An 18,880-nucleotide genomic window follows, 5' to 3' on the forward strand; every position below is an offset into this window, starting at 1 on the left:
ACTGTCGTCGCACCGATTGGAGGCAGCATGGCGAAATTGAAAGTGACCGTACTGTACGACTTGTGGGAAGAAGAGCCCGCCGAAGTGCAGGAAGAAGTTCCCACGCCACGAAAGCGCAAAGGGAAGAAACCAGCGCGCAAAAAGAAGCCCGTAAAACACGACCGCGAAGAAATCTTCGAGGCCCTTGAGAAGCTCGGCCACGAGCCGTCTTATTACGTTCTCGATGGCCGTCCGCAATCTCTCGTTGGACTAGCCAAATGTGGCGCCGATCTCATCTTTAATCTCACTGAATCCTATGCAGGTGACGACACCAAGGAGATGCACGTTACCGCATTCCTCGATCTGCTCGACATCCCGTACACCGGCGCGGGACCGCATGCCAACATTCTTGCGCAGGACAAATCCATCGCCAAAAAGATGTTCGCTTTTTACGGAATTCAGTCGCCTTGGTTTGCGACAGCCTATCGTGGCCACATCGACCACTCGCATGACATCGCCTTCCCGCTCATCGTTAAGCCAACGTCTGAAGACGGCTCCATCGGCATCGATGCAGCAGCCGTCGTTAACAGCGTGAAGGAATTGATGGAGCGTGTCTCCTACATACAAGCCGAATTCGATTCCCCCGCATTAATTGAGGAATACATCGAAGGTCGCGAAATCTACGCATCCATCCTCGGCAATTATGAAAATGCGCGCGCCCTTCCGCTTGTCGAACTCGATCTTTCCAAGCTTCCCAAGGGAGTGCCCAAGATTGCAAGCCAGGATGTGAAATTCGAGAAGGACACCGAAGCTTACAAGTTGACTAAGTCAGTGATCGCCGAAGATCTCGATGAAGAGATCGCGACCAAACTCACTGAAACCGCGATCAAGGCCTACCGCGCCGTAAAGCTTCGCGACTATGGCCGCATCGATATGCGTGTATCAAACAAGGGAGAGGTGTATGTCATCGAAGCCAATCCAAACCCCTGGCTTTCCAGCGGTCAGGAGTTTGCCATGGCCGCCAGAAAATCTGGTCTCTCTTACACTCAAATGATTGAGGAAATCGTTGACCTTGCGATGGCTCGCCAATCGTAGACGACACTGCGAACGCCCCTTACCCGGCGCTCGATGCTTGGCACTGGACGACTATTGGTTCACCGGAACGTCGGCTGCCACCGATGCGGTCAACGTCATGCCGGGCTCAATCTTCGCTTCATTCCCAGGTGGGAGCGGTCCAGACACATGCACAAAATTCGTGTCCGAAATATGATTCAGTTCCGAGCCGATATCGGGAGCAACCAGCGTATACGTTCCACTCAGCGGAATCGTGACGCCATGCGCGCTCAGATTCGTTGTGTGGAACACGATCACACCTGACCTTCCGTTTTGGCCGGCATGCTGGACCGATGTGACGACGGCTTCGACCGACATGCCCCGAGGCGCAATAATCTTGCCGTTCACCACCAGGTTTTGATCCAACATCAGGTAGAAATGATCGCCCGCCGCCGTGGTGTCAGATGTCAGGCGATTTCCGGTCTGCAGGCGAATCGTCGTCCCCTTCGTTACTGTCGATCCCGAAACCGAGGAGTCCATAGGAAGCGCCGATCCAGGCCCGTTCACCGTGTAGCTTGCGGCGACGATTGGACTGGGAGCCTTTCCCGGTTCTTCGGCAAATGCCTGAATACGTGTGTTCGCATTTACAACGATCGGGTCGCGATATTGAGTGGACGATTCCGTCGGCGTCCAACCATCGGTTGTGTAATAAATCACGGCATTCGGATTAGGGCTGGAAAGAATAACCGGCGTTCCCGCCGCGATCTCTCGCGGGCTGGGAAGGAAAACCGGCGACTGTGCACAATGGCAGTCCTGGAATCCCCGATAGTTGTTATTCACGACCTGCACGCCGCCCTGCTGCGGCATTCCCGAACGCGAGTTGAGCGGTGCAACCGGCACCGCTGTAGCAGCCCCGGTTTTGGCAACGGACGGCTGACTCAACTGGATCGATTCGCCAAAGGCCTGTCCTGATGCCGTGCGGGCTATGGCGAAGCCAAGACATACAAACAGAGGAATGGCTCTCATTCTGATTCTCCAAGGAGGTCAGAGACAGAACAGCAGAGTTGAACTCCGATTTCAAGGCAAATCTGTTCTTATCTCTGCTCTAAAGGAACCTGCCCGGAAGAATGAGAGACCTTGAGTGCAGCATCAACCACGGCTTTGGTAACCCCGCAATTCGAAAGAAAGCGCACTACCGGCGCGCTGAGTGATTCGCCAGGGTTCAGGCCCGCGCCTCCTTTGAGCGATGCCGATTGCAGAGGGCCGCTCCCCTGAGATTCCAGAATGAGGCTGGCAAGTTTGCGAGCCAGCGGTACATCGAAGCTCTCTGACACAAATACCAGCTTGCCGCGACGTGTAATCACGACCGGGCCTTCATTCGTGCTAAACACCTGCTCTATCGAGCCGTCGGCTTGGTTCGAGGCGTTGTCGGCAATTTTTTGCTCCTTCAGGCCGGAGTATTTCCGCCCCAATTCATCCGCATACAATCGCACAAATGCCTGCGCGGAACTCTGGTTCTTCCAGGCAGACAAATAAAACAGGGAGATGGACTTGGTGGTCGCCTGTTCGGCCGGCGTAGCGTTGAGCCGCTGGCCCGCCCAATAGATCCCGCCATCCCAGGCCGGAGTAAGATCACGAGCTGCGTTCTCGCCCCCAAAAAGCCCGGCAAGAATGTGAAGATCGAGTTGGCCCACCTGGCCAATGTCGTAAGGACGGTAAGTGGCGTCGACGAGCGGATGAATATTCGGCAAGTAGGGAACCGTGGGCACATGCCCCTGCTCGTATTCGCGGGGGTTCATGATCTCCCATGACGAGGACGGCGGCCGATCAAGAGCCCCAGTAAAAGCCGCGGCCTGTCCACGGTCCATCCACACATCCTGCTCGAAGCTCAGTCCTTCCCGGTAAGGAAAAAGAAGCGATTCAGATAGAAGCAGCGGAGCGCGCGCCAGCATCGGCGAGTTGTCCGAGCCCGACATCCGCTTCTTGATGAATTCCACAATCTCCGGGTTGCCGATGAGGCTTTCTCCCATCGGCTTAAGCATGTCGTCCATCATCACCGCCGTGGCCTGTCCCTCGGTCACCGCTTCCCGCGCCGTATCGAGCTCGTCCTTGGCAAGATGATCGTTGTCTTCTGAAGACGTTCGCGAGACGTCGGGAGGCGTCTGGTCGCTCCACTTATCCAGATCGAGATGCTGGTCTTGCAGTGCATGCGTCAGTTCATGGGCCAGAACCGGTTTCTGCTCGTCCACTGAGATCCAGTCCAGCATGTTTACCGTTTTGGTCTTGGGATCGTAATAAGCTTCGATCTGCTCTTTCAGCAGTGCCAGCAGAAAAGGCTTGAGGTTAAAATCCCGATCCAGCAGTCCAAATTTCTTCAGTACGATCTCGCTGCGCTGCATGCGCTTGGCATCTTCGTCTTCGTCGAACTTTTCGCTCAGGTAGTGCTCCACGGCACCACGTGTGGTCATCTGCCGCTTCACTTCGCTCTTGATGGGAAAGCCGCTTTCCTGCGACGAGAACTTCAGCAGTTCGTCCACTAAACTGAAGAGCTGCTTAGCCTGGTCCGGAGTGATGTGCGTATCCCCGTCTTCGACCCCAGCCTTTGATTTATCAGGCACCTGGGCATCGGCTTTCCCCTCCGGCTTTGCCTGCGGTTCAGATGTCTGCGAGGAAGGAGAGGTCTGTGGCGCTGGTGAGACTTTTGGGGCACCCGTTTGCGCATTTGCACCGCCAACAGCTACCCCGAGCAGGGCCGTCAACCATAAAACCGCCCGGCCTATCGTACTGAATTGGTGCAACTTGCTCATTCTCTCTCCTTGCTGTTTGTGGAACTCCGCGAGGGTCAAGCCGGCATCTGATCTCAAGGCTATAATCAGGATGCGCAACCGCGCCAGCTTTCCTCAGAAAAGCGCGCTTTGCGGGTGAATTGCTCCCCTATGACCGAGAACCTTGCTGTAACTGCTCTCCCGACTCCGCTGGCTACTCAACTTGCATCCGCACCCAATTCACCACGGCTAGTCGAATTCCGCGGCGCGCTGACCGCCCAAGCATTTGACGCGCCAGCCGTCGAAATAGCGGCTCTTGCCAAAGGTGCGGCAGCGCACGATCTTGGTTGGATGCGACGAGTCAACGTTCGGGGCGAAGATCGCTTTCGCTGGTTAAGCGGCATGGTCACAAACACTGTGAACGATCTGCCCAAGAACGGCGGAGCCTGGAACCTGGTGCTGAATGCGCAGGGACGCATCCAGGGCGACCTTATGGTGTGGCGCGACGGCGATGCACTGGATCTGCTGATTGCCGCCGATCAGTACGAAAAGCTAATTACCCATCTCGATCGCTTCATCATCATGGACGATGTTGAATTAATAGGACAGGACTCTACGACGGAAACATCTGTCGGGTTGATCGGGCCCCAGGCCGGCGAGGTTCTAACCCGAATGGGTTTGCCTGTCCCCGCCGCACCCATGACCATGGAGCGCGTGGAATGGAATGGTCTTGATCTGAGGATCTACCATAGCTACGGCACTCTGGCGGAGCACTTTGAGATTGGCGCCCCTCTCGCCGGATTGACGCTTCTGTGGCGGGCACTGTCCACGGCCGGAGCTATCCCGATAGGCGCAGATTCCCTTGAAACCTTCCGCATCGCGGAAGGAATTCCACTCTACGGCGTCGACATCGCCGAGCGCGACCTGCCCCAGGAAACCTCCCAGATGAGAGCCCTTCACTTCAGCAAGGGATGCTACCTCGGCCAGGAGATTGTGGAGCGCATCCGCTCCCGCGGCAACGTGCACCGCCATCTCCGTCAACTGGAGCTCGACGGCCTGCTTGCGAAGCCCGGATCGGAACTCGTTCTGGAAGGTGCTCCCGTAGGCACGATCACCAGCGTGGCGGAACTGCCCCTGTTGGGATCGACACGCCGATTCGCACTTGGGGTAGTGCGCTCTGAGGCCGAGGTCAAAAATCAGCCGTTGAACTACGACGCAGGCTCCGATACGGCCTCCGCGAGGATTCTGCCCGCCCCTCCGGCTTTATGATCGAAATTGACTGGAAAGTTGGATTATGAGCGATACCCCCAAATTCGAAGTAATTGATCGCCGCAAATTGAAAAAGGACGAGGAACAGGAAAGCGGCACTTCCCACTCAACGGCGGAGACAGCCCCTGAGCCCGAAAAGAAGTCTGCTGGACCGCAACTGGTTGAAACAGAAAGCGCGAAGGCACCGGCGCCGGAAACGTCATCGGATCCGGAAGAGGAGTTCGCCGGAGAAATGCCGCCGCTACCCTCCGCTGAGGAGATGCGTGAGCAGGCAAGTGCTTACGATGCATCGGCGCAGCGCGTTGAAGACCTGATGCGGGCTCAGAATCCAACCCTGGGAGCCCAGCCGCCCATCAAGTTTGAGCACCTCGTCCAGCAGTTGTACCTCTCTGCGTTAATGCAGATGGGTGCCGCAACCCCCGAAGGTCAGCGCCCCCGCGTAGATATCATCGGAGCCCGTCAAAGCATCGATCTGCTCAGCGTCGTTGAAGAAAAAACAAAAGGTAATCTGACCGATACCGAGCGGCGCATGCTCGACACCGTCTTGTTTGAACTCCGCATGACGTTTCTCGAACTCACCAAGATGATTTCGTTGCAGGGCGTGCAGGCCCCTCCACCTAAACCGGAAAAACACTAGCTGTCGATGGAAGGCCAGCTTACATTTCTGGGCACCGGAACTTCCATGGGAGTTCCCACGCTGGGGTGCAACTGTGCCGTTTGCACATCCACTAACCCGCACGATCGCCGACTTCGCCCCTCCGTGCTGCTGCAATGGAACGACGGCACCCGTGATCGCGTCGTTCTCATCGACACCGGTCCCGACTTCCGCGAACAGGCGCTGCGCAACAAGCTTACTCGCGTCGATGCGGTCTTCTACACGCATGGCCACGCTGACCACATCTTTGGTCTCGATGACCTGCGGCCCCTCAGCTTTACGGTGTTCCGCGAAGGCGGCCAAATCCCGCTCTTCGTCTCGCCGGAGACGGAAGAAACACTGCGCCGTATCTACGACTACACGTTCTCCTCCGAAGCCACCTACCCCAACCGGGCACGCGTGCACCTGCAATCCCTCGCCGACCGTGAAGATGTTCTCGGCGTAGAATTCATCCGCATCCCAGTCTTCCACGGAGATCTAGCGATCAACGGATTCCGCTTCGGGCGCACGGCCTACCTCACCGACGTCAGCCGCATTCCTGAGCAAAGCTTCGCGCTGCTCGAAGGTCTGGATCACGTCGTGCTTTCCGCGCTCCGTCACAAACCGCATCCCAACCACGCCACCGTTGAGCAAGCAGTCGAATGGGCCAAACGCATCGGCGCAAAGCACACCTGGCTCACCCACATTGCGCATGAACTGGGCCACGAAGATACCAACGCCAAGCTTCCCGAAGACATCCGCATGGCCTACGACGGGCTTAGTTTTCCCATCAAGCTGGATCGAAGAACCACCCGGACGGCCCGCAACACAGTCAGCATAGGAACCATCGACTCCAGCACAACTGTCCCGGTCTACCGTTCGCTCGAGGAAGTCCCGCGCGATTTTGGCCCCTGCATCGCCGCCATCGGCAACTTCGACGGTGTTCATCGCGGCCATCAGCAAATTCTGGCAGCGGCAGCCGCCGAAGCAAAACAGCGTGGCATGCGCTCCATCGCCATCACCTTCAATCCGCATCCCGCCCAGTTTCTCTACCCCAAAGAAGCACCCAAACTGCTCACCTTCCTTCCCGAACGCCTGCGCCTGCTGGCCAAAACCGGTGTAGACGCTATCCTCGTGCTGCCCTTTGATGAAGCGCTTTCCCGCGTGAGTGCCGAAGATTTCGTGCGAAACGTTCTCATCGGCCTGTTGAAGGTCCGTGGAATCCATGAAGGCGGCAACTTCCGCTTCGGGCACGGAGCAAAGGCCGGCATTGCGGAACTGCGAGTCTTCGGAGAAGAGTTTGGATTTGCCGTGCATGTGCATGCTCCGGTCCGCGTTCATGGACTGGAAGTATCAAGTTCCGCCGTCCGCAGCCATGTTGCAGAAGGCGATGTAAGGCGCGCCCGCTGGATGCTGGGGCGCGTCTTCGGTGTGCATTCGCACCCCGCCAAGGGCCGTGGAGTCGGCACAAAACTGTTGGTACCAACCGTGAATCTCGCACCCTACGAAGGACTTCTGCCCGGCTTCGGCGTCTACGTTACCCGTCTCACCATCGACGACCAATGCTTTGAAGCAGTGACAGACGTGGGCAATCGCCCCACCTTTGAAGGCGTGGGCTTCGGCGTAGAGACTCACATCCTCAACTTCACCCCCGTCGAACTCACTGACGAAACCCCGCTGCGCCTCGATTTCCTGCTTCGCCTGCGCGGTGAAATGCAGTGGCCGTCAACCGAGGTTCTCAAGGCCCAGATTTTCAAAGATGTCGCCCGCGCGAAGCGTTATTTCCAAATCGCATCGCTCCGTCAAGGGGATCCGTCACTCCGCTAGTGATCTACGCTGGCTTACAATTTACCCATGCCATTCCCTGAAATGCGCCTGCGCCGCTTGCGTCGCACTGAGTCGCTTCGTGCGCTGGTCCGCGAAACCACGCTCAACCCCGGCGATCTGATCTACCCCCTCTTCATCTGCCCCGGCGAAGGCGTGCGCAACCCCGTAAGTTCCATGCCCGGCGTCTTCAACATCTCGGTAGACCAGGCCGTTCGCGAAGCCGAAGAGGCCGTTTCTCTTGGAATAGGCGGCCTGCTGCTCTTTGGCCTTCCCGACAGTAAAGATGAAAAAGCTACCGGAGCATGGGACGACAACGGCATCGTTCAACAGGCCCTTCGCGCCTTCAAGAAAAACTCCGCGTCAAAGAAACTGGTCCTCATCGCCGACGTCTGCCTCTGCGAGTACACCAGCCACGGCCATTGTGGCGTTGTGATGCAAACCAAGGACGGTGGCTACGACGTCGACAACGATCCGTCGCTTGAACTGCTCGCTTGCACGGGCGCAAGCCTCGCGCGCGCCGGCGCCGATATTGTCGCTCCCTCCGATATGATGGACGGCCGGGTTGCCGCCATCCGCGAAGCACTCGATGCCGACGGCAACGCCAACACCCCAATCCTCAGCTACGCCTCAAAGTTCGCCTCCGCGTTTTATGGACCTTTCCGTGAAGCCGCGGACTCAGCGCCGCAATTCGGCGACCGCCGCAGCTACCAGATGGATGGTGCCAATCTGCGCGAAGCCATGCGCGAAATCGACCTCGACCTCGAAGAGGGCGCCGACATGATCTTGATGAAGCCGGCCATGCCCTACCTCGACGTGGTACACGCGGCGCGCGAAAACTTCGATGTGCCGATCGGTGCCTACCAGGTCTCCGGTGAGTACTCCATGCTCCACGCCGCGTTTGAAAAGGGCTGGCTCGAACGCGATCGCACCATGCTTGAGTCGCTCGTAGGCATCCGCCGCGCCGGCGCCGATTTCATCGTCACCTACTTCGCCAAGGACGCCGCCAAGCTTCTATAGCGATATCGTAAGACTCGGCTTTCTGTACGATGGAGAGACCTGTCCTGCGCAATCGCGCCCGAAAAGGTCAACGTACGCATGAGCACTCTCGCAATCCTGAGCATGCTATTCGCGACAGCGGCCATCTTCGGCCTCGTAAGCTCACGCTGGTTGCGCCTTCCCATCACCATCGGCACCATGCTCCTCACTGTGCTTGTGTCTTCGGCACTTACCCTCGCAGCCACCCGCATCCCTTCGATTCACAACTGGGCGGCGGAACTGATGCGCCACGTCGATTTTGAAACCCTGATTCTCCACGGCATGTTGCCCCTGCTCCTGTTTGCCGGCGCCTTTCTTCTCGATCTCGAGCAACTCGCTAAAGAGAAGTTCACAGTTTCACTTCTTTCCGTAGTCGGAACGACCGTCTGCTTTTTTCTCGTTGCCGTCTTCATGCACGCACTGAGTCTTGGCCGATTGCCGTGGATGGAGTGCTTCATCTTTGGCGCTCTCATCTCACCTACCGACCCGATTGCCGTTCTTGAAATGCTGCGGCGCACCGGCGTTCCCAAGCGCATACAGGCACAGTTGGCCGGCGAATCCCTCTTCAATGACGGCATTGGAGCAGTGCTCTTTATTACCATGCTGGCCATCGCACGCGGAGACGCCACCACACCATGGCATGTCGCAGCCCTTCTCGTCGCCAAGGCAGGCGGAGCAGTCCTGGTTGGAATCGCCGCTGCATTCATTACATCCCGGCTGATGCGCCTCCTCGACTCCTACCAGATCGACATTCTCTTCACCATATCGCTCGCATTCGGCGGATATGTTCTTGCCGACACGCTCCACCTTTCCGCACCACTCGAAGCCGTCGTGGCAGGAATCGCACTGCGCCATTTTTGCCGCTGTCTTCCCGGCGATCGCAACATCGGTGAAGTCGATCGGTTCTGGGAAGTCATTGACGAAGTTCAGAACTGCGTGCTCTTCGTTCTGCTCGGTCTTGAAGTCATGGCAATCAGCCTCGATAAAACCACAATTCGCGCGGGTCTCGGTGCCATTGCGGCTGTCAATATCGTTCGCTTCGGAGCGGTTGCCTTGTTGCTTCTTGTGGCGCGCATCTGCCGGCCGGATTCCCGTAGCTCGCTATTCGTCCTTACCTGGGGCGGCCTGCGCGGCGGACTCTCCATCGCACTCGCCCTTTCGGTCCCCGAAGCCTACGGCCGCTCATGGATTCTCGGCGCAACCTACCTCGTCGTCGTCTTCTCCATCGTCATCCAGGGTGGATCCATGGATTGGATTCTTCGTTCTCGTAAATCTCAAAAACTTGCCGCCTGAATTTCCTTACAGCATCCTTATCTCTCCCGCACAAATTCCTTTGCGATGCGCCGTGCCTGTGCTCTTCTAAGAGCACCGCAAATGCTCTCATTCTTAGAACGCTATTTTGAATTCAAACATCTCGGGACCAACTGGCGCACCGAAATCCTGGCCGGCATAACGACGTTTCTTACGATGGCCTACATCGTGCTCGTCAATCCTGCCATCCTCGCCGCCGCCGGAGTTCCTCTGCCTGCCGTCACTGCAGCCACATGTCTCTCTGCAGCGTTCGGTTCCATTCTCATGGGTGTCGTCGCGCGTTATCCCATCGCGCTCGCTCCCGGCATGGGCCTTAATGCCTACTTCACTTACACTGTTTGCCTCAAAATGCATATTCCATGGCAGACAGCGCTCGGTGCAGTGTTTCTTTCCGGCATCATCTTTCTCGCGCTCACTGCCGCTGGTATTCGGCAGATGATTCTGCGGTCAATCCCGCATGAACTCTACGCGGCCGTCGCTAGCGGCATCGGTCTCTTCATTGCCTTCATCGGTTTCCGCAACGCGGGCCTCGTCGTCAGCGATCCAGCCACCTTTGTGGGTCTCGGCAACATCCGCAACCCCACCACCGCCCTGGCGCTGTTCGGACTCGCCCTGATGGTCGCGCTTGAAATCAAAAAAGTCCGTGGCTCCATCCTCATCGGCGTCGTCACCACCACGGCAATCGCATGGGCCCTCGGCCTTGTGCATTGGACGCCTACCGGTGGCGGCATCCAGGCGCTCGGCTCCACCTTTCTCAAACTCGACATCCGCGGTGCGCTCAACAAGGGCCTCCTCGAAATCATCTTCGTATTCTTCTTTGTCGACCTCTTTGACAACCTCGGCACGCTCGTCGCTGTCACCAAACGTGCCGGACTCATCGCCCCCGATCACTCCATTCCGCGACTTAATCGCATCCTCTTCGCCGATGCCACTGCCACCGTCTTCGGCTCAATGACCGGAACGTCCACGGTGACGAGTTACGTCGAGTCCACCGCCGGAGTGGCCGCCGGAGGCCGCTCCGGCGTTACCGCCATCGTGACCGGCCTACTGTTCCTGATCGCCGTCGGTGCGGCGCCCTTCGTCGGCGTAGTTCCCGCCGCAGCCACCGCGCCCGCGCTCATTCTCGTTGGGTCATTGATGCTCGCCACCATTACCGAGATCCGATGGCATGAGCCGCTGGTAGCCTTGCCGGCGTTCCTCACGTTAATCCTCATCCCTCTTACCTACTCCATCGCAAACGGCCTCGGTTTCGGCATCATCGCGTGGGCAGTTCTCCACATCGCCACTGGCAACTGGCGCAAGCAGGATTGGCTGCTCTACATCCTCGCCGTCCTCTTCGCCTTGCGCTTCGTTTACCTCGGCGCGAGCTAAAATAAGGGGTATCTTTCAGCGGCGAGCGCTGACAACCATGCATTGGTACATCTATCCGGCATATTTCTTTGGCGGAGCATTCCTTGCTAACGCATCCCCGCACCTCATCAACGGAGTCTCCGGCCGACCATTCCAGACTCCCTTCGCCAAGCCGCCTGGCAAAGGTTTGTCTTCATCTACGGTCAACGTGATCTGGGGTTTCTTCAATATTCTGCTTTCCTGGCTGCTCATCTTCCGCGTCGGCAGTTTTGATCTCTACAAGGTTCAACACGCGCTTGTGTTCGGCACTGGCGTGCTGATGATGTCCGTGATATCGGCACGCATATTCGGGCCTCTCCACGGTGGCAAATGAAATTTCAGAAACTTAGAGCATGTCTCCAATCGTGCTGGCTTATTGTCCTGTTTGTGCTCGTTTTTGCACCCGTTTCCAATACTTCGGCCCAAACATCACAAACATACCGCATAGTCCGCACCTACCCGCACGACCAGCAGGCCTTCACACAGGGCCTGATTTACGTCGATGGACACCTCTACGAAAGCACAGGCAAGGAAGGCCACTCCTCTTTGCGCGAAGAAGATCTTGAAACCGGGCGCATCCTCCGCATGCAACTTGTGTCAGACAAATATTTCGCGGAAGGCCTCACGGAGTGGAAGAACACTCTGGTGCAACTAACTTGGCAATCGCATGTTGCGCTCGTCTACGATCGCGCCACTTTTCGCGTTCTCCGCACCTTCTCCTATCCGGAAGAAGGTTGGGGTCTGACGCATGATGCAAAATCGCTCATCCTGAGTGACGGCTCCGCCACTCTGCACTTCTTCGACCCAGAAACTTTCCACGAAACCCGTCGCATCACTGTTAAAGACAATGGCAAGGCGGTAACGGAACTCAACGAACTCGAATTCATCCATGGTGAAATCTACGCCAACGTTTGGCACACTGACCGCATCGCCCGCATCTCCCCCGCGTCGGGCCGCGTTATCGGCTGGATCGACCTTAAGGGCCTCATGCCGCGCAGCCAACTCACCGACGATGAAGCCGTGCTCAACGGCATTGCTTACGACGCTGCCCGTGACCGCCTTTTCGTGACCGGAAAGCTCTGGCCAAAAATCTTCGAAATAACGCTTGTTCCTGAAAAGGCAAAGCTCGTCCCGGTTCAGCACTCCAAATAGTCAGATCCCGATCCCCTCCTAACCCTGTCGGCAATCACAGAACGCCCGTAAAATGCCCGCGTATACTTTTCGCCAAGGTAAGGGCTCTCCATGGACCTGATGTCGGTTCCCACTGTGCTCCAGAACGCTGCTATTCTCACCGTCATTCTTGCCCTGAGCGGTTATCTCATCACCTCGCTCAGCGCCCATATGCTTGCCCGCCGGCGCGACAAACTGGAACTCGTGAACAAACGAATCAACGAGTTCTATGGCCCGCTCTATGTCGCCTCGGAGGCCGGCGACATCGCTTACCGATCCCTCCTCAAGCGCCAGGGCAAGCTTCAAAGCGAACCCATTCTCGATTCTGAAATGAAGGAGTGGATGCTGTGGATGAACACCATCTTCATGCCCCTGAACGACATTCGCGAACGAGTCATTATTGAAAAAGCGCACTTGATTGTCGAAGAGCGGATGCCCCAATGCCTGCTCGACTTCGTCACTCACGTTGTCGGATACAAGGCCGTACTGGCCAAATGGGCTGAGGGAGATTATGTCGAACGCCGGTCCACCATTGGCTGGCCGCCGGAGTTCGATGTCTACGTCAAGCGCTCCTACGCTGCTCTAAAATCCGAGCAGACACGGCTAATGCACAGCGCGCCGGAGCGCATCTATCACCGCGTGTTCGGTCGCAAACCGAATTAGCAGTTCGAACTGATCACAGCAGCCACTGCATGAAGCTCGACCCCACGTTGCTGAAGTCGAATGCATGCATCCCCAGGTGACTCGCCAGTTCCTTGCACGCCAGTATTCCGCGAACGCTGTTTCCCTGCGCATCCAGTTTGGGTGAGTACACACCAACGCCAAGCTGCCGGTTGACGCAAGCGAAAATGCCGCCGGACACGCCGCTCTTCGCCGGAACGCCCACTTCAAACGCCCAGTTACCTGCGTAGTCATAGAGTCCGCAACTGAACATAACCGCCATTACATACTTGATCAGTTGGAAATCAAAAACACGTTCGCCCGTCTCCGGTTGATTCCCGATGTTTGCCATCGTTGCCGCCATCATCGCCAGATCTCTGCAATTCACGAGCATCGAGCACTGCGCAAAATACTGATGAAGTGATTCGTGCACTTCTTCGTCGATGATGCCCGAGTTCAGCAACATGTAAGCGATCGCCCGATTGCGGTTGCCTGTCAAGGTCTCTGAAGCCAACACCGATTCATCGATACGTAGTTTGCGCCCGGCAGCTTTTCCCATCGTTTCGAGGAAGGCGTCCACACCTGCCTCCACGGGCTTCTGCTTGATGAGTGACGAGACCGCAATCGCCCCAGCATTCACCATAGGATTGAAGGGCCGTCCCGTTTTCTGGTCAAACTCAATCGAATTGAATGCTTCACCGCTCGGCTCCACACCTACATGCTTTAGTGTCTTCTCTGAGCCGTGTCGCTCTAAAGCTAACTGGAACGCGAAAGGTTTGCACATTGATTGGATCGTGAATTCGGTATCCCAGTCGCCAGCCGTAAAGACTTCGCCTTCTACTGTAGCCAGGCAGATTCCGAATTTCTTTGGGTCAGCCTTCCCCAACTCCGGGATATATGTCGCTACGACACCGTCATCGACGTCCTTGTATTTTGCGTAGATGCTATCAAGGACCTTCTGAATCTGCGATCCAAGCCACGGTGTCACACCATTCTCAGGCATGCCGTTATTCGCACTCTCACTACCTGCCGTGCTCTGCATAGCGACCTTCTCCGTGCGTTGAAATCGAAAATCTGGGAGCCCTTGCAGCTGGACAGAAGTGGACCGCAATACCGAGAGGATCCGGTTCGGATCACTGAAAAATGTGCTGGAAAAGCTAAGAAGAAAACTTGGAGTGAAGTAATACTAAGACACAAAGCTCGAAAACCATATCAGGAACGCATAAAGAAAAGCCCCGGCATTGAGCCGGGGCTTTTCACAGTCCACTTTTCCCTGACAACTGCTTCTAATACCTGTAGAACTCCGGCTTGTATGGGCCTTCCACCGGCACGCCGATGTAGTCAGCCTGCTTCTTCGAGAGTGTCGTCAGCTTCACGCCGATCTTCTCAAGATGCAGCCGCGCTACTTCCTCATCCAGCTTCTTGGGCAGCGTGTACACGTTCACCTTGTAGGTGTCCTTGTTCTTCCAGAGGTCGAGCTGCGCCAACGTCTGGTTGGCAAAGCTGTTCGACATCACGAAGCTGGGATGGCCGGTAGCGCAGCCAAGGTTGACGAGACGTCCTTCGGCCAGCATGAAGATCTCGTGCCCGTCGGGGAAGTGGTACTTGTCCACCTGCGGCTTGATGTTCAGCTTCTCCACGCCCTTTTCCGTGTTGAGCCGGTCGACTTGGATCTCGTTATCGAAGTGTCCGATGTTGCAGACGATCGCCTGGTCCTTCATCTTCTTCATGTGCTCGAGCGTGATGATGTCCACGTTGCCCGTGCAGGTGACGTAAATATCGCCGCGTCCCAGCGTGTCTTCAATGGTGGTGACTTCAAAGCCTTCCATCGCCGCCTGCAGCGCATTGATCGGATCAACCTCGGTCACAATCACGCGTGCGCCCATCCCGCGTAGAGAGTGCGAGCAGCCCTTGCCCACATCGCCGTATCCGCAAACCACCGCGACCTTGCCAGCCACCATCACGTCGGTCGCACGCTTGATGCCGTCGGCCAGCGACTCGCGGCAGCCGTAGAGATTGTCGAACTTCGACTTGGTAACAGAATCGTTGACGTTGATAGCCGGAACAAGCAGCGTGCCCTTCTCCAGCATTTGATAGAGCCGGTGAACGCCCGTTGTCGTCTCTTCAGAAACACCGCGCCATTCCTTCACAACCTTGTGCCAGTGCTGCTTGTCTTCGGCGTAAACCTTCTTCAGCAGATCTTTGATCACCTGCTCTTCGTGATTGCCTGAAGGTGTATCAACCCACTTGTCGCCGTTCTCAAGCTCATAGCCCTTGTGGATCAGCAGCGTGACGTCGCCGCCATCGTCCACCACCATCTCGGGACCCTTGCCGCCCTTGAAACTCAACGCCTTGTAGGTGCAGTCCCAATAATCTTCAAGACTCTCACCCTTCCACGCAAACACCGGGACGCCGCTGGCCGCGATCGCTGCCGCTGCGTGATCCTGCGTCGAAAAGATGTTGCAGCTTGCCCAGCGCACTTCCGCGCCCAGGCTAACGAGCGTCTCGATCAGCACCGCGGTTTGAATGGTCATGTGCAGCGAACCCGTGATGCGCACACCCTTCAGCGGCTTCTCGGCCGAGTACTTGTTGCGAATCGCCATCAAGCCCGGCATCTCGTGTTCGGCAATTGAAATTTCCTTGCGGCCCCAATCGGCCAGCGAAAGATCTGCGACTTTGTATTCGGTCATTTCCAGGGTTGAGGAAGCCATTCAGTTCTCCTTATATCGACGCATCGTGATATATTGATGTGTACCAGAAACCCATGGCCACGTCAATTGTGAAAATACTCCGCGTGGTAGCCGACCCCAACCGGCTCCGCATTCTATTGCTCCTGAAGGCCGAAGAGCTTTCTGTTGCTGAGCTGCAGGAAATCCTGGTCATGGGCCAAAGCACTATCTCCACACACCTCTCGCAGCTCAAAACGGCCGGTTTAGTTGAAGATCGCCGCATCGGCAAAAACAGCCTCTATCGACTGACAATCGGCAATGGAAACGACGTGCTGGCAGACCTGCTCGCTCGTGCCGACCGCGAAATCCCTGAGGCGGTGCACGACCGCGCCACTGCTCGACGCGTTGTTAAAAAACGCCAGGACAAGATGCGCGCCTTTTTTGATAGCGTCGCCGGCCGTCTCGGCAAGGATTACGTTCCCGGCAAATCGTGGAAAAGCCTCGCAGAGGCTTTGGTTCGTCTCCTGCCGCCTATGGATATCGCCGACCTCGGAGCCGGCGATGGGAGCTTCTCACTCTTTCTGGCCCAGAGTGCAACGAAGGTGCTGGCGGTCGACTCTTCAGCCAAAATGATCGAATTCGCTCGCGACCAGGCGCATCGCCACGACGTCAAAAATGTCGACTACCGCCTTGGTGATATGGAAGAACTTCCTATCGACGACGAGGCCGTCGATCTCGTTTTCTTTTCGCAGTCGCTCCATCACGCGCTTCATCCAGATCGTGCAATAAAGGAAGGCGCGCGCATTCTGCGTCCCGGCGGTCGAATCGCCATTCTTGATCTAGCCCGGCATCGATTCGAAGAAGCCCGCGAGATGTACGCCGACGAGTGGCTGGGGTTCAGCGAAGCCGAGTTGGAGTCGATGTTGCATCGCGCCGGGTTTGTAAAGATTCAATCGTCCATAGTACAGAAAGAAACTGAGCCGCCGCATTTTCAAACCATGCTCGCCGTTGCCCACAAGCCCTAAAGAGTCGGTGCTGAGAAACGGCCACCCGCTGATGAGTCATCGCGCCAGCGTTAGCCCATGCCTGCGCATCACCTCGCCAATCGCAGCCGGATTTGGCGGACCACCGGGTGAGGCCTTCAGCAACTCCGCAATTTCGCGAAAATATTCCGGGCCGAGAATGCCGGGTGTCAAAACTGCCAGGCATTTCGCCGATTCCGGATAAAGGTTATCAAAGCGGTGAACCGCTCCGCGCGGGATGCACAACACTTCGCCGGGATGAATATCTTCTCGTCGATCATTTACTGTAAAAGTCATCACCCCATGAAGGCCGTAAATTGTCTCCTCATAGGCGTCATGTGAGTGTGCAGCCGGAACCTTTCCTCCGGAGGGCACTTCAAACTCAAACATCGCTAACGCGCCGCCGGCGTTTTTCCCCTCGAGCAGGAATCGAATGGCCAATTGCCCAATTCTGATTTCTTCCGTCGTTTTGCTCATTGATCAATTTCTTCCTCATGCACTTGAGCATTTGCTGCTGTTACAGTTCGAAAAATCTTCAATCTCGAGAGGCGTCACGACATTGGAACGAGCGCGAAACACGATACCATTACATCCAATATCCGGGTCAAATGCTATGGCTGTGAAACGAGATCCTCGGACCACCATCAAAGCTCAGGAAACGGCTCGGTCTCCTCGCCTTACCCACGCTCAGCGCAGCGCGATCCTCAAGGCACTATCTGATCCCAAACGCTTCGAACTGCTTGAAAAGATCGCCCGCACTCAATGTCCTATGACCTGCTCAATGGCGGGCGACGCTCTCGCCATATCTTCCGCAACGCTCTCTCATCACATAAAAGAACTACAGACCAGTGGGCTTATAAACGTCCGTAGGGAAGGCAAGTTCGCCTACCTCACCATTAAGCCCGGCGTTCTTGAGGCGCTTGCGGCCTATCTTCAGTCCCTCAGCCCCGCGTCTTGCCCCACCAGCTGAAACCTCGCAAAATAGATTTGCACAATCATCCTGAATCCTTCTGCCTCGTCCCTAATCAATTCGATAGTTGTCGAAACGTCGAAATGATGACGCGAAGGCGAGGAGCAGAGATTATGAGCAAACTGCAGGGCAAAGTCGCACTGGTCACCGGAGCATCTAAGGGCATTGGCGCGGCGATCGCGCTTGAACTGGCGGCGCAAGGCGCAGCGGTCGCAGTGAACTATTCCGGTAGCAAATCCGGCGCTGAGAAAGTCGTGAACGAAATCAAGCAGGCCGGTGGCAAGGCGATCGTGGTCCAGGCCAACGTGGCGGATCCCGATTCGATTGGACCGCTCATCAACACCGTGGTAAAACAACTCGGTCCCATCGACATCCTGGTCAACAATGCTGGAGTCTTTGAGTTCGCTCCGCTGGAATCAGTCACGCCGGAGCACTTCCATCGTCAGTTCAATATCAACGTGCTCGGATTGTTACTGGTAACGCAGGCTGCTGTTGCGCAGTTCAACCCCGAAGGCGGCAGCATCATCAACATCAGCTCAGTGGTGGCCGACGGCTCGCCGAACGCATCCGTTTACAGCGCTACAAAGGGCGCAGTCGACACCATAAGCGCAGCCCTCGCGCAGGAACTCGGCCCGAAAAAGATCCGCGTCAACTCACTCAACCCGGGCATGATCGAAACGGAGGGCGCACACGCCGCAGGCGTCATCGGAAGCGATTTCGAGAAAGCCGCAGTCGCGCGAACCCCGTTCGGTCGCATCGGGCAGCCCAAGGATATCGCGAACGCCGCGGCTCTGCTTGCGTCAGAAGATTCAGTGTGGATCAATGGCCAGGCTATCCACGCAGCGGGTGGCTTCCGGTTGTAAACAATCGCATTTCGGCTCCCAACGAGCGGGGTCCGGAATGCGCGGCGTAATTGTACTCAGGAAGGGCTCCCGGGATGACACACAGCATTGTTTCCACTCTTTCCATCGCGGCTCTGGCACTATCAGTCGCCAGAGCCGGCGACCTCTTTCGCATTCCTCTATTCAGCCGCAGGCCGTGCGACGATACCGAGTCAAAAGGGACGGCATGGAGATACAGGGCTGATGCCGTTCAACAGAAAAGTGCGTGGCTCAGAGTGCATCGCA

The 18,880-nt window shown here is 56.7% G+C and carries 18 protein-coding genes; 13 read left to right on the top strand and 5 right to left on the bottom strand.

Annotated elements, in window-relative coordinates:
• Positions 1–27 precede the first annotated feature (27 nt).
• Complete coding sequence (locus tag P8935_RS10365; protein WP_348264919.1) at positions 28–1,074, top strand: ATP-grasp domain-containing protein; 1,047 nt, start codon at positions 28–30, stop codon at positions 1,072–1,074.
• A 51-nt stretch (positions 1,075–1,125) separates the two neighbouring features.
• Here P8935_RS10365 and P8935_RS10370 read toward each other — a convergent pair whose 3' ends face one another.
• Together P8935_RS10370 and P8935_RS10375 are read right to left on the bottom strand one after the other, a co-directional pair.
• Positions 1,126–2,058 (bottom strand): FN3 associated domain-containing protein, encoded by a 933-nt coding sequence (locus P8935_RS10370; RefSeq protein WP_348264920.1) that lies wholly within the window; start codon positions 2,056–2,058, stop codon positions 1,126–1,128.
• A gap of 68 nt (positions 2,059–2,126) precedes the next feature.
• Entirely contained in the window at positions 2,127–3,839 is a 1,713-nt protein-coding gene (locus tag P8935_RS10375) for a hypothetical protein (protein WP_348264921.1), read from the bottom strand.
• Positions 3,840–3,968: 129 nt separating this feature from the next.
• Here P8935_RS10375 and P8935_RS10380 point away from each other — a divergent pair, with 129 nt between their 5' ends.
• The 9 genes from P8935_RS10380 to P8935_RS10420 all read left to right on the top strand — a co-directional run bounded on the left by P8935_RS10380 (position 3,969) and on the right by P8935_RS10420 (position 13,095).
• The gene (locus P8935_RS10380) at positions 3,969–5,066 is read left to right on the top strand and encodes a folate-binding protein (RefSeq protein ID WP_348264922.1); all 1,098 of its coding nucleotides are present in this window, start codon (positions 3,969–3,971) and stop codon (positions 5,064–5,066) included.
• Positions 5,067–5,091: 25 nt separating this feature from the next.
• A complete protein-coding gene (locus P8935_RS10385) occupies positions 5,092–5,703 on the top strand; it encodes a DUF1844 domain-containing protein (RefSeq protein ID WP_348264923.1) in 612 nt (203 codons plus the stop codon).
• Between the two features lie 6 nt (positions 5,704–5,709).
• Positions 5,710–7,527, top strand: coding sequence for a bifunctional riboflavin kinase/FAD synthetase (locus tag P8935_RS10390; RefSeq protein WP_348264924.1), 1,818 nt, complete (start codon positions 5,710–5,712; stop codon positions 7,525–7,527).
• Positions 7,528–7,554: 27 nt separating this feature from the next.
• Positions 7,555–8,544, top strand: a complete 990-nt coding sequence (hemB, locus tag P8935_RS10395) for a porphobilinogen synthase (RefSeq protein ID WP_348264925.1) — start codon at positions 7,555–7,557, stop codon at positions 8,542–8,544.
• Positions 8,545–8,622: 78 nt separating this feature from the next.
• Positions 8,623–9,855 carry a sodium:proton antiporter gene (locus tag P8935_RS10400; RefSeq protein ID WP_348264926.1) on the top strand — a complete coding sequence of 411 codons (1,233 nt, stop codon included), beginning with the start codon at positions 8,623–8,625 and terminating at the stop codon, positions 9,853–9,855.
• 81 nt (positions 9,856–9,936) lie between these two features.
• The gene (locus P8935_RS10405) at positions 9,937–11,244 is read left to right on the top strand and encodes an NCS2 family permease (protein ID WP_348264927.1); all 1,308 of its coding nucleotides are present in this window, start codon (positions 9,937–9,939) and stop codon (positions 11,242–11,244) included.
• 37 nt (positions 11,245–11,281) lie between these two features.
• Entirely contained in the window at positions 11,282–11,596 is a 315-nt protein-coding gene (locus tag P8935_RS10410) for a hypothetical protein (protein WP_348264928.1), read from the top strand.
• Positions 11,593–12,414, top strand: coding sequence for a glutaminyl-peptide cyclotransferase (locus P8935_RS10415; protein WP_348264929.1), 822 nt, complete (start codon positions 11,593–11,595; stop codon positions 12,412–12,414). The genes P8935_RS10410 and P8935_RS10415 overlap by 4 nt, the downstream gene beginning before the upstream one ends.
• Before the next feature lie 90 nt (positions 12,415–12,504).
• Complete coding sequence (locus P8935_RS10420; RefSeq protein ID WP_348264930.1) at positions 12,505–13,095, top strand: hypothetical protein; 591 nt, start codon at positions 12,505–12,507, stop codon at positions 13,093–13,095.
• A gap of 13 nt (positions 13,096–13,108) precedes the next feature.
• Here P8935_RS10420 and glsA read toward each other — a convergent pair whose 3' ends face one another.
• Both glsA and ahcY read right to left on the bottom strand, forming a co-directional pair.
• Entirely contained in the window at positions 13,109–14,134 is a 1,026-nt protein-coding gene (gene glsA / locus P8935_RS10425) for a glutaminase A (RefSeq protein WP_348264931.1), read from the bottom strand.
• Between the two features lie 244 nt (positions 14,135–14,378).
• Positions 14,379–15,803: an adenosylhomocysteinase gene (ahcY, locus tag P8935_RS10430; RefSeq protein WP_348264932.1), complete on the bottom strand. Its 1,425-nt coding sequence runs from the start codon at positions 15,801–15,803 to the stop codon at positions 14,379–14,381.
• Positions 15,804–15,856: 53 nt separating this feature from the next.
• On the opposite strand from ahcY, the gene P8935_RS10435 reads away from it, so the two are divergent.
• The gene (locus tag P8935_RS10435) at positions 15,857–16,786 is read left to right on the top strand and encodes a metalloregulator ArsR/SmtB family transcription factor (RefSeq protein WP_348264933.1); all 930 of its coding nucleotides are present in this window, start codon (positions 15,857–15,859) and stop codon (positions 16,784–16,786) included.
• 36 nt (positions 16,787–16,822) lie between these two features.
• On the opposite strand, the gene P8935_RS10440 is transcribed toward P8935_RS10435, so the two are convergent.
• Positions 16,823–17,260, bottom strand: coding sequence for a cupin domain-containing protein (locus P8935_RS10440; protein WP_348264934.1), 438 nt, complete (start codon positions 17,258–17,260; stop codon positions 16,823–16,825).
• A gap of 136 nt (positions 17,261–17,396) precedes the next feature.
• Here P8935_RS10440 and P8935_RS10445 point away from each other — a divergent pair, with 136 nt between their 5' ends.
• Together P8935_RS10445 and P8935_RS10450 are read left to right on the top strand one after the other, a co-directional pair.
• Positions 17,397–17,753 carry a metalloregulator ArsR/SmtB family transcription factor gene (locus P8935_RS10445; RefSeq protein WP_348264935.1) on the top strand — a complete coding sequence of 119 codons (357 nt, stop codon included), beginning with the start codon at positions 17,397–17,399 and terminating at the stop codon, positions 17,751–17,753.
• 113 nt (positions 17,754–17,866) lie between these two features.
• Positions 17,867–18,616 (top strand): glucose 1-dehydrogenase, encoded by a 750-nt coding sequence (locus P8935_RS10450; RefSeq protein WP_348264936.1) that lies wholly within the window; start codon positions 17,867–17,869, stop codon positions 18,614–18,616.
• The last annotated feature ends 264 nt before the right edge of the window (positions 18,617–18,880 follow it).

Origin of the sequence: Telmatobacter sp. DSM 110680, from assembly GCF_039994875.1 — a bacterium.
Classification (GTDB): Bacteria; Acidobacteriota; Terriglobia; order Terriglobales; family Acidobacteriaceae; genus Telmatobacter.

Coding starts and splice junctions, on each gene's coding strand:
- P8935_RS10365 (WP_348264919.1), top strand. CDS start 28: ATGGCGAAATTGAAAGTGACCGTACTGTACGACTTGTGGGAAGAAGAG.
- P8935_RS10370 (WP_348264920.1), bottom strand. CDS start 2,058: ATGAGAGCCATTCCTCTGTTTGTATGTCTTGGCTTCGCCATAGCCCGC.
- P8935_RS10375 (WP_348264921.1), bottom strand. CDS start 3,839: ATGAGCAAGTTGCACCAATTCAGTACGATAGGCCGGGCGGTTTTATGG.
- P8935_RS10380 (WP_348264922.1), top strand. CDS start 3,969: ATGACCGAGAACCTTGCTGTAACTGCTCTCCCGACTCCGCTGGCTACT.
- P8935_RS10385 (WP_348264923.1), top strand. CDS start 5,092: ATGAGCGATACCCCCAAATTCGAAGTAATTGATCGCCGCAAATTGAAA.
- P8935_RS10390 (WP_348264924.1), top strand. CDS start 5,710: ATGGAAGGCCAGCTTACATTTCTGGGCACCGGAACTTCCATGGGAGTT.
- hemB (WP_348264925.1), top strand. CDS start 7,555: ATGCCATTCCCTGAAATGCGCCTGCGCCGCTTGCGTCGCACTGAGTCG.
- P8935_RS10400 (WP_348264926.1), top strand. CDS start 8,623: ATGAGCACTCTCGCAATCCTGAGCATGCTATTCGCGACAGCGGCCATC.
- P8935_RS10405 (WP_348264927.1), top strand. CDS start 9,937: ATGCTCTCATTCTTAGAACGCTATTTTGAATTCAAACATCTCGGGACC.
- P8935_RS10410 (WP_348264928.1), top strand. CDS start 11,282: ATGCATTGGTACATCTATCCGGCATATTTCTTTGGCGGAGCATTCCTT.
- P8935_RS10415 (WP_348264929.1), top strand. CDS start 11,593: ATGAAATTTCAGAAACTTAGAGCATGTCTCCAATCGTGCTGGCTTATT.
- P8935_RS10420 (WP_348264930.1), top strand. CDS start 12,505: ATGGACCTGATGTCGGTTCCCACTGTGCTCCAGAACGCTGCTATTCTC.
- glsA (WP_348264931.1), bottom strand. CDS start 14,134: ATGCAGAGCACGGCAGGTAGTGAGAGTGCGAATAACGGCATGCCTGAG.
- ahcY (WP_348264932.1), bottom strand. CDS start 15,803: ATGGCTTCCTCAACCCTGGAAATGACCGAATACAAAGTCGCAGATCTT.
- P8935_RS10435 (WP_348264933.1), top strand. CDS start 15,857: ATGGCCACGTCAATTGTGAAAATACTCCGCGTGGTAGCCGACCCCAAC.
- P8935_RS10440 (WP_348264934.1), bottom strand. CDS start 17,260: ATGAGCAAAACGACGGAAGAAATCAGAATTGGGCAATTGGCCATTCGA.
- P8935_RS10445 (WP_348264935.1), top strand. CDS start 17,397: ATGGCTGTGAAACGAGATCCTCGGACCACCATCAAAGCTCAGGAAACG.
- P8935_RS10450 (WP_348264936.1), top strand. CDS start 17,867: ATGAGCAAACTGCAGGGCAAAGTCGCACTGGTCACCGGAGCATCTAAG.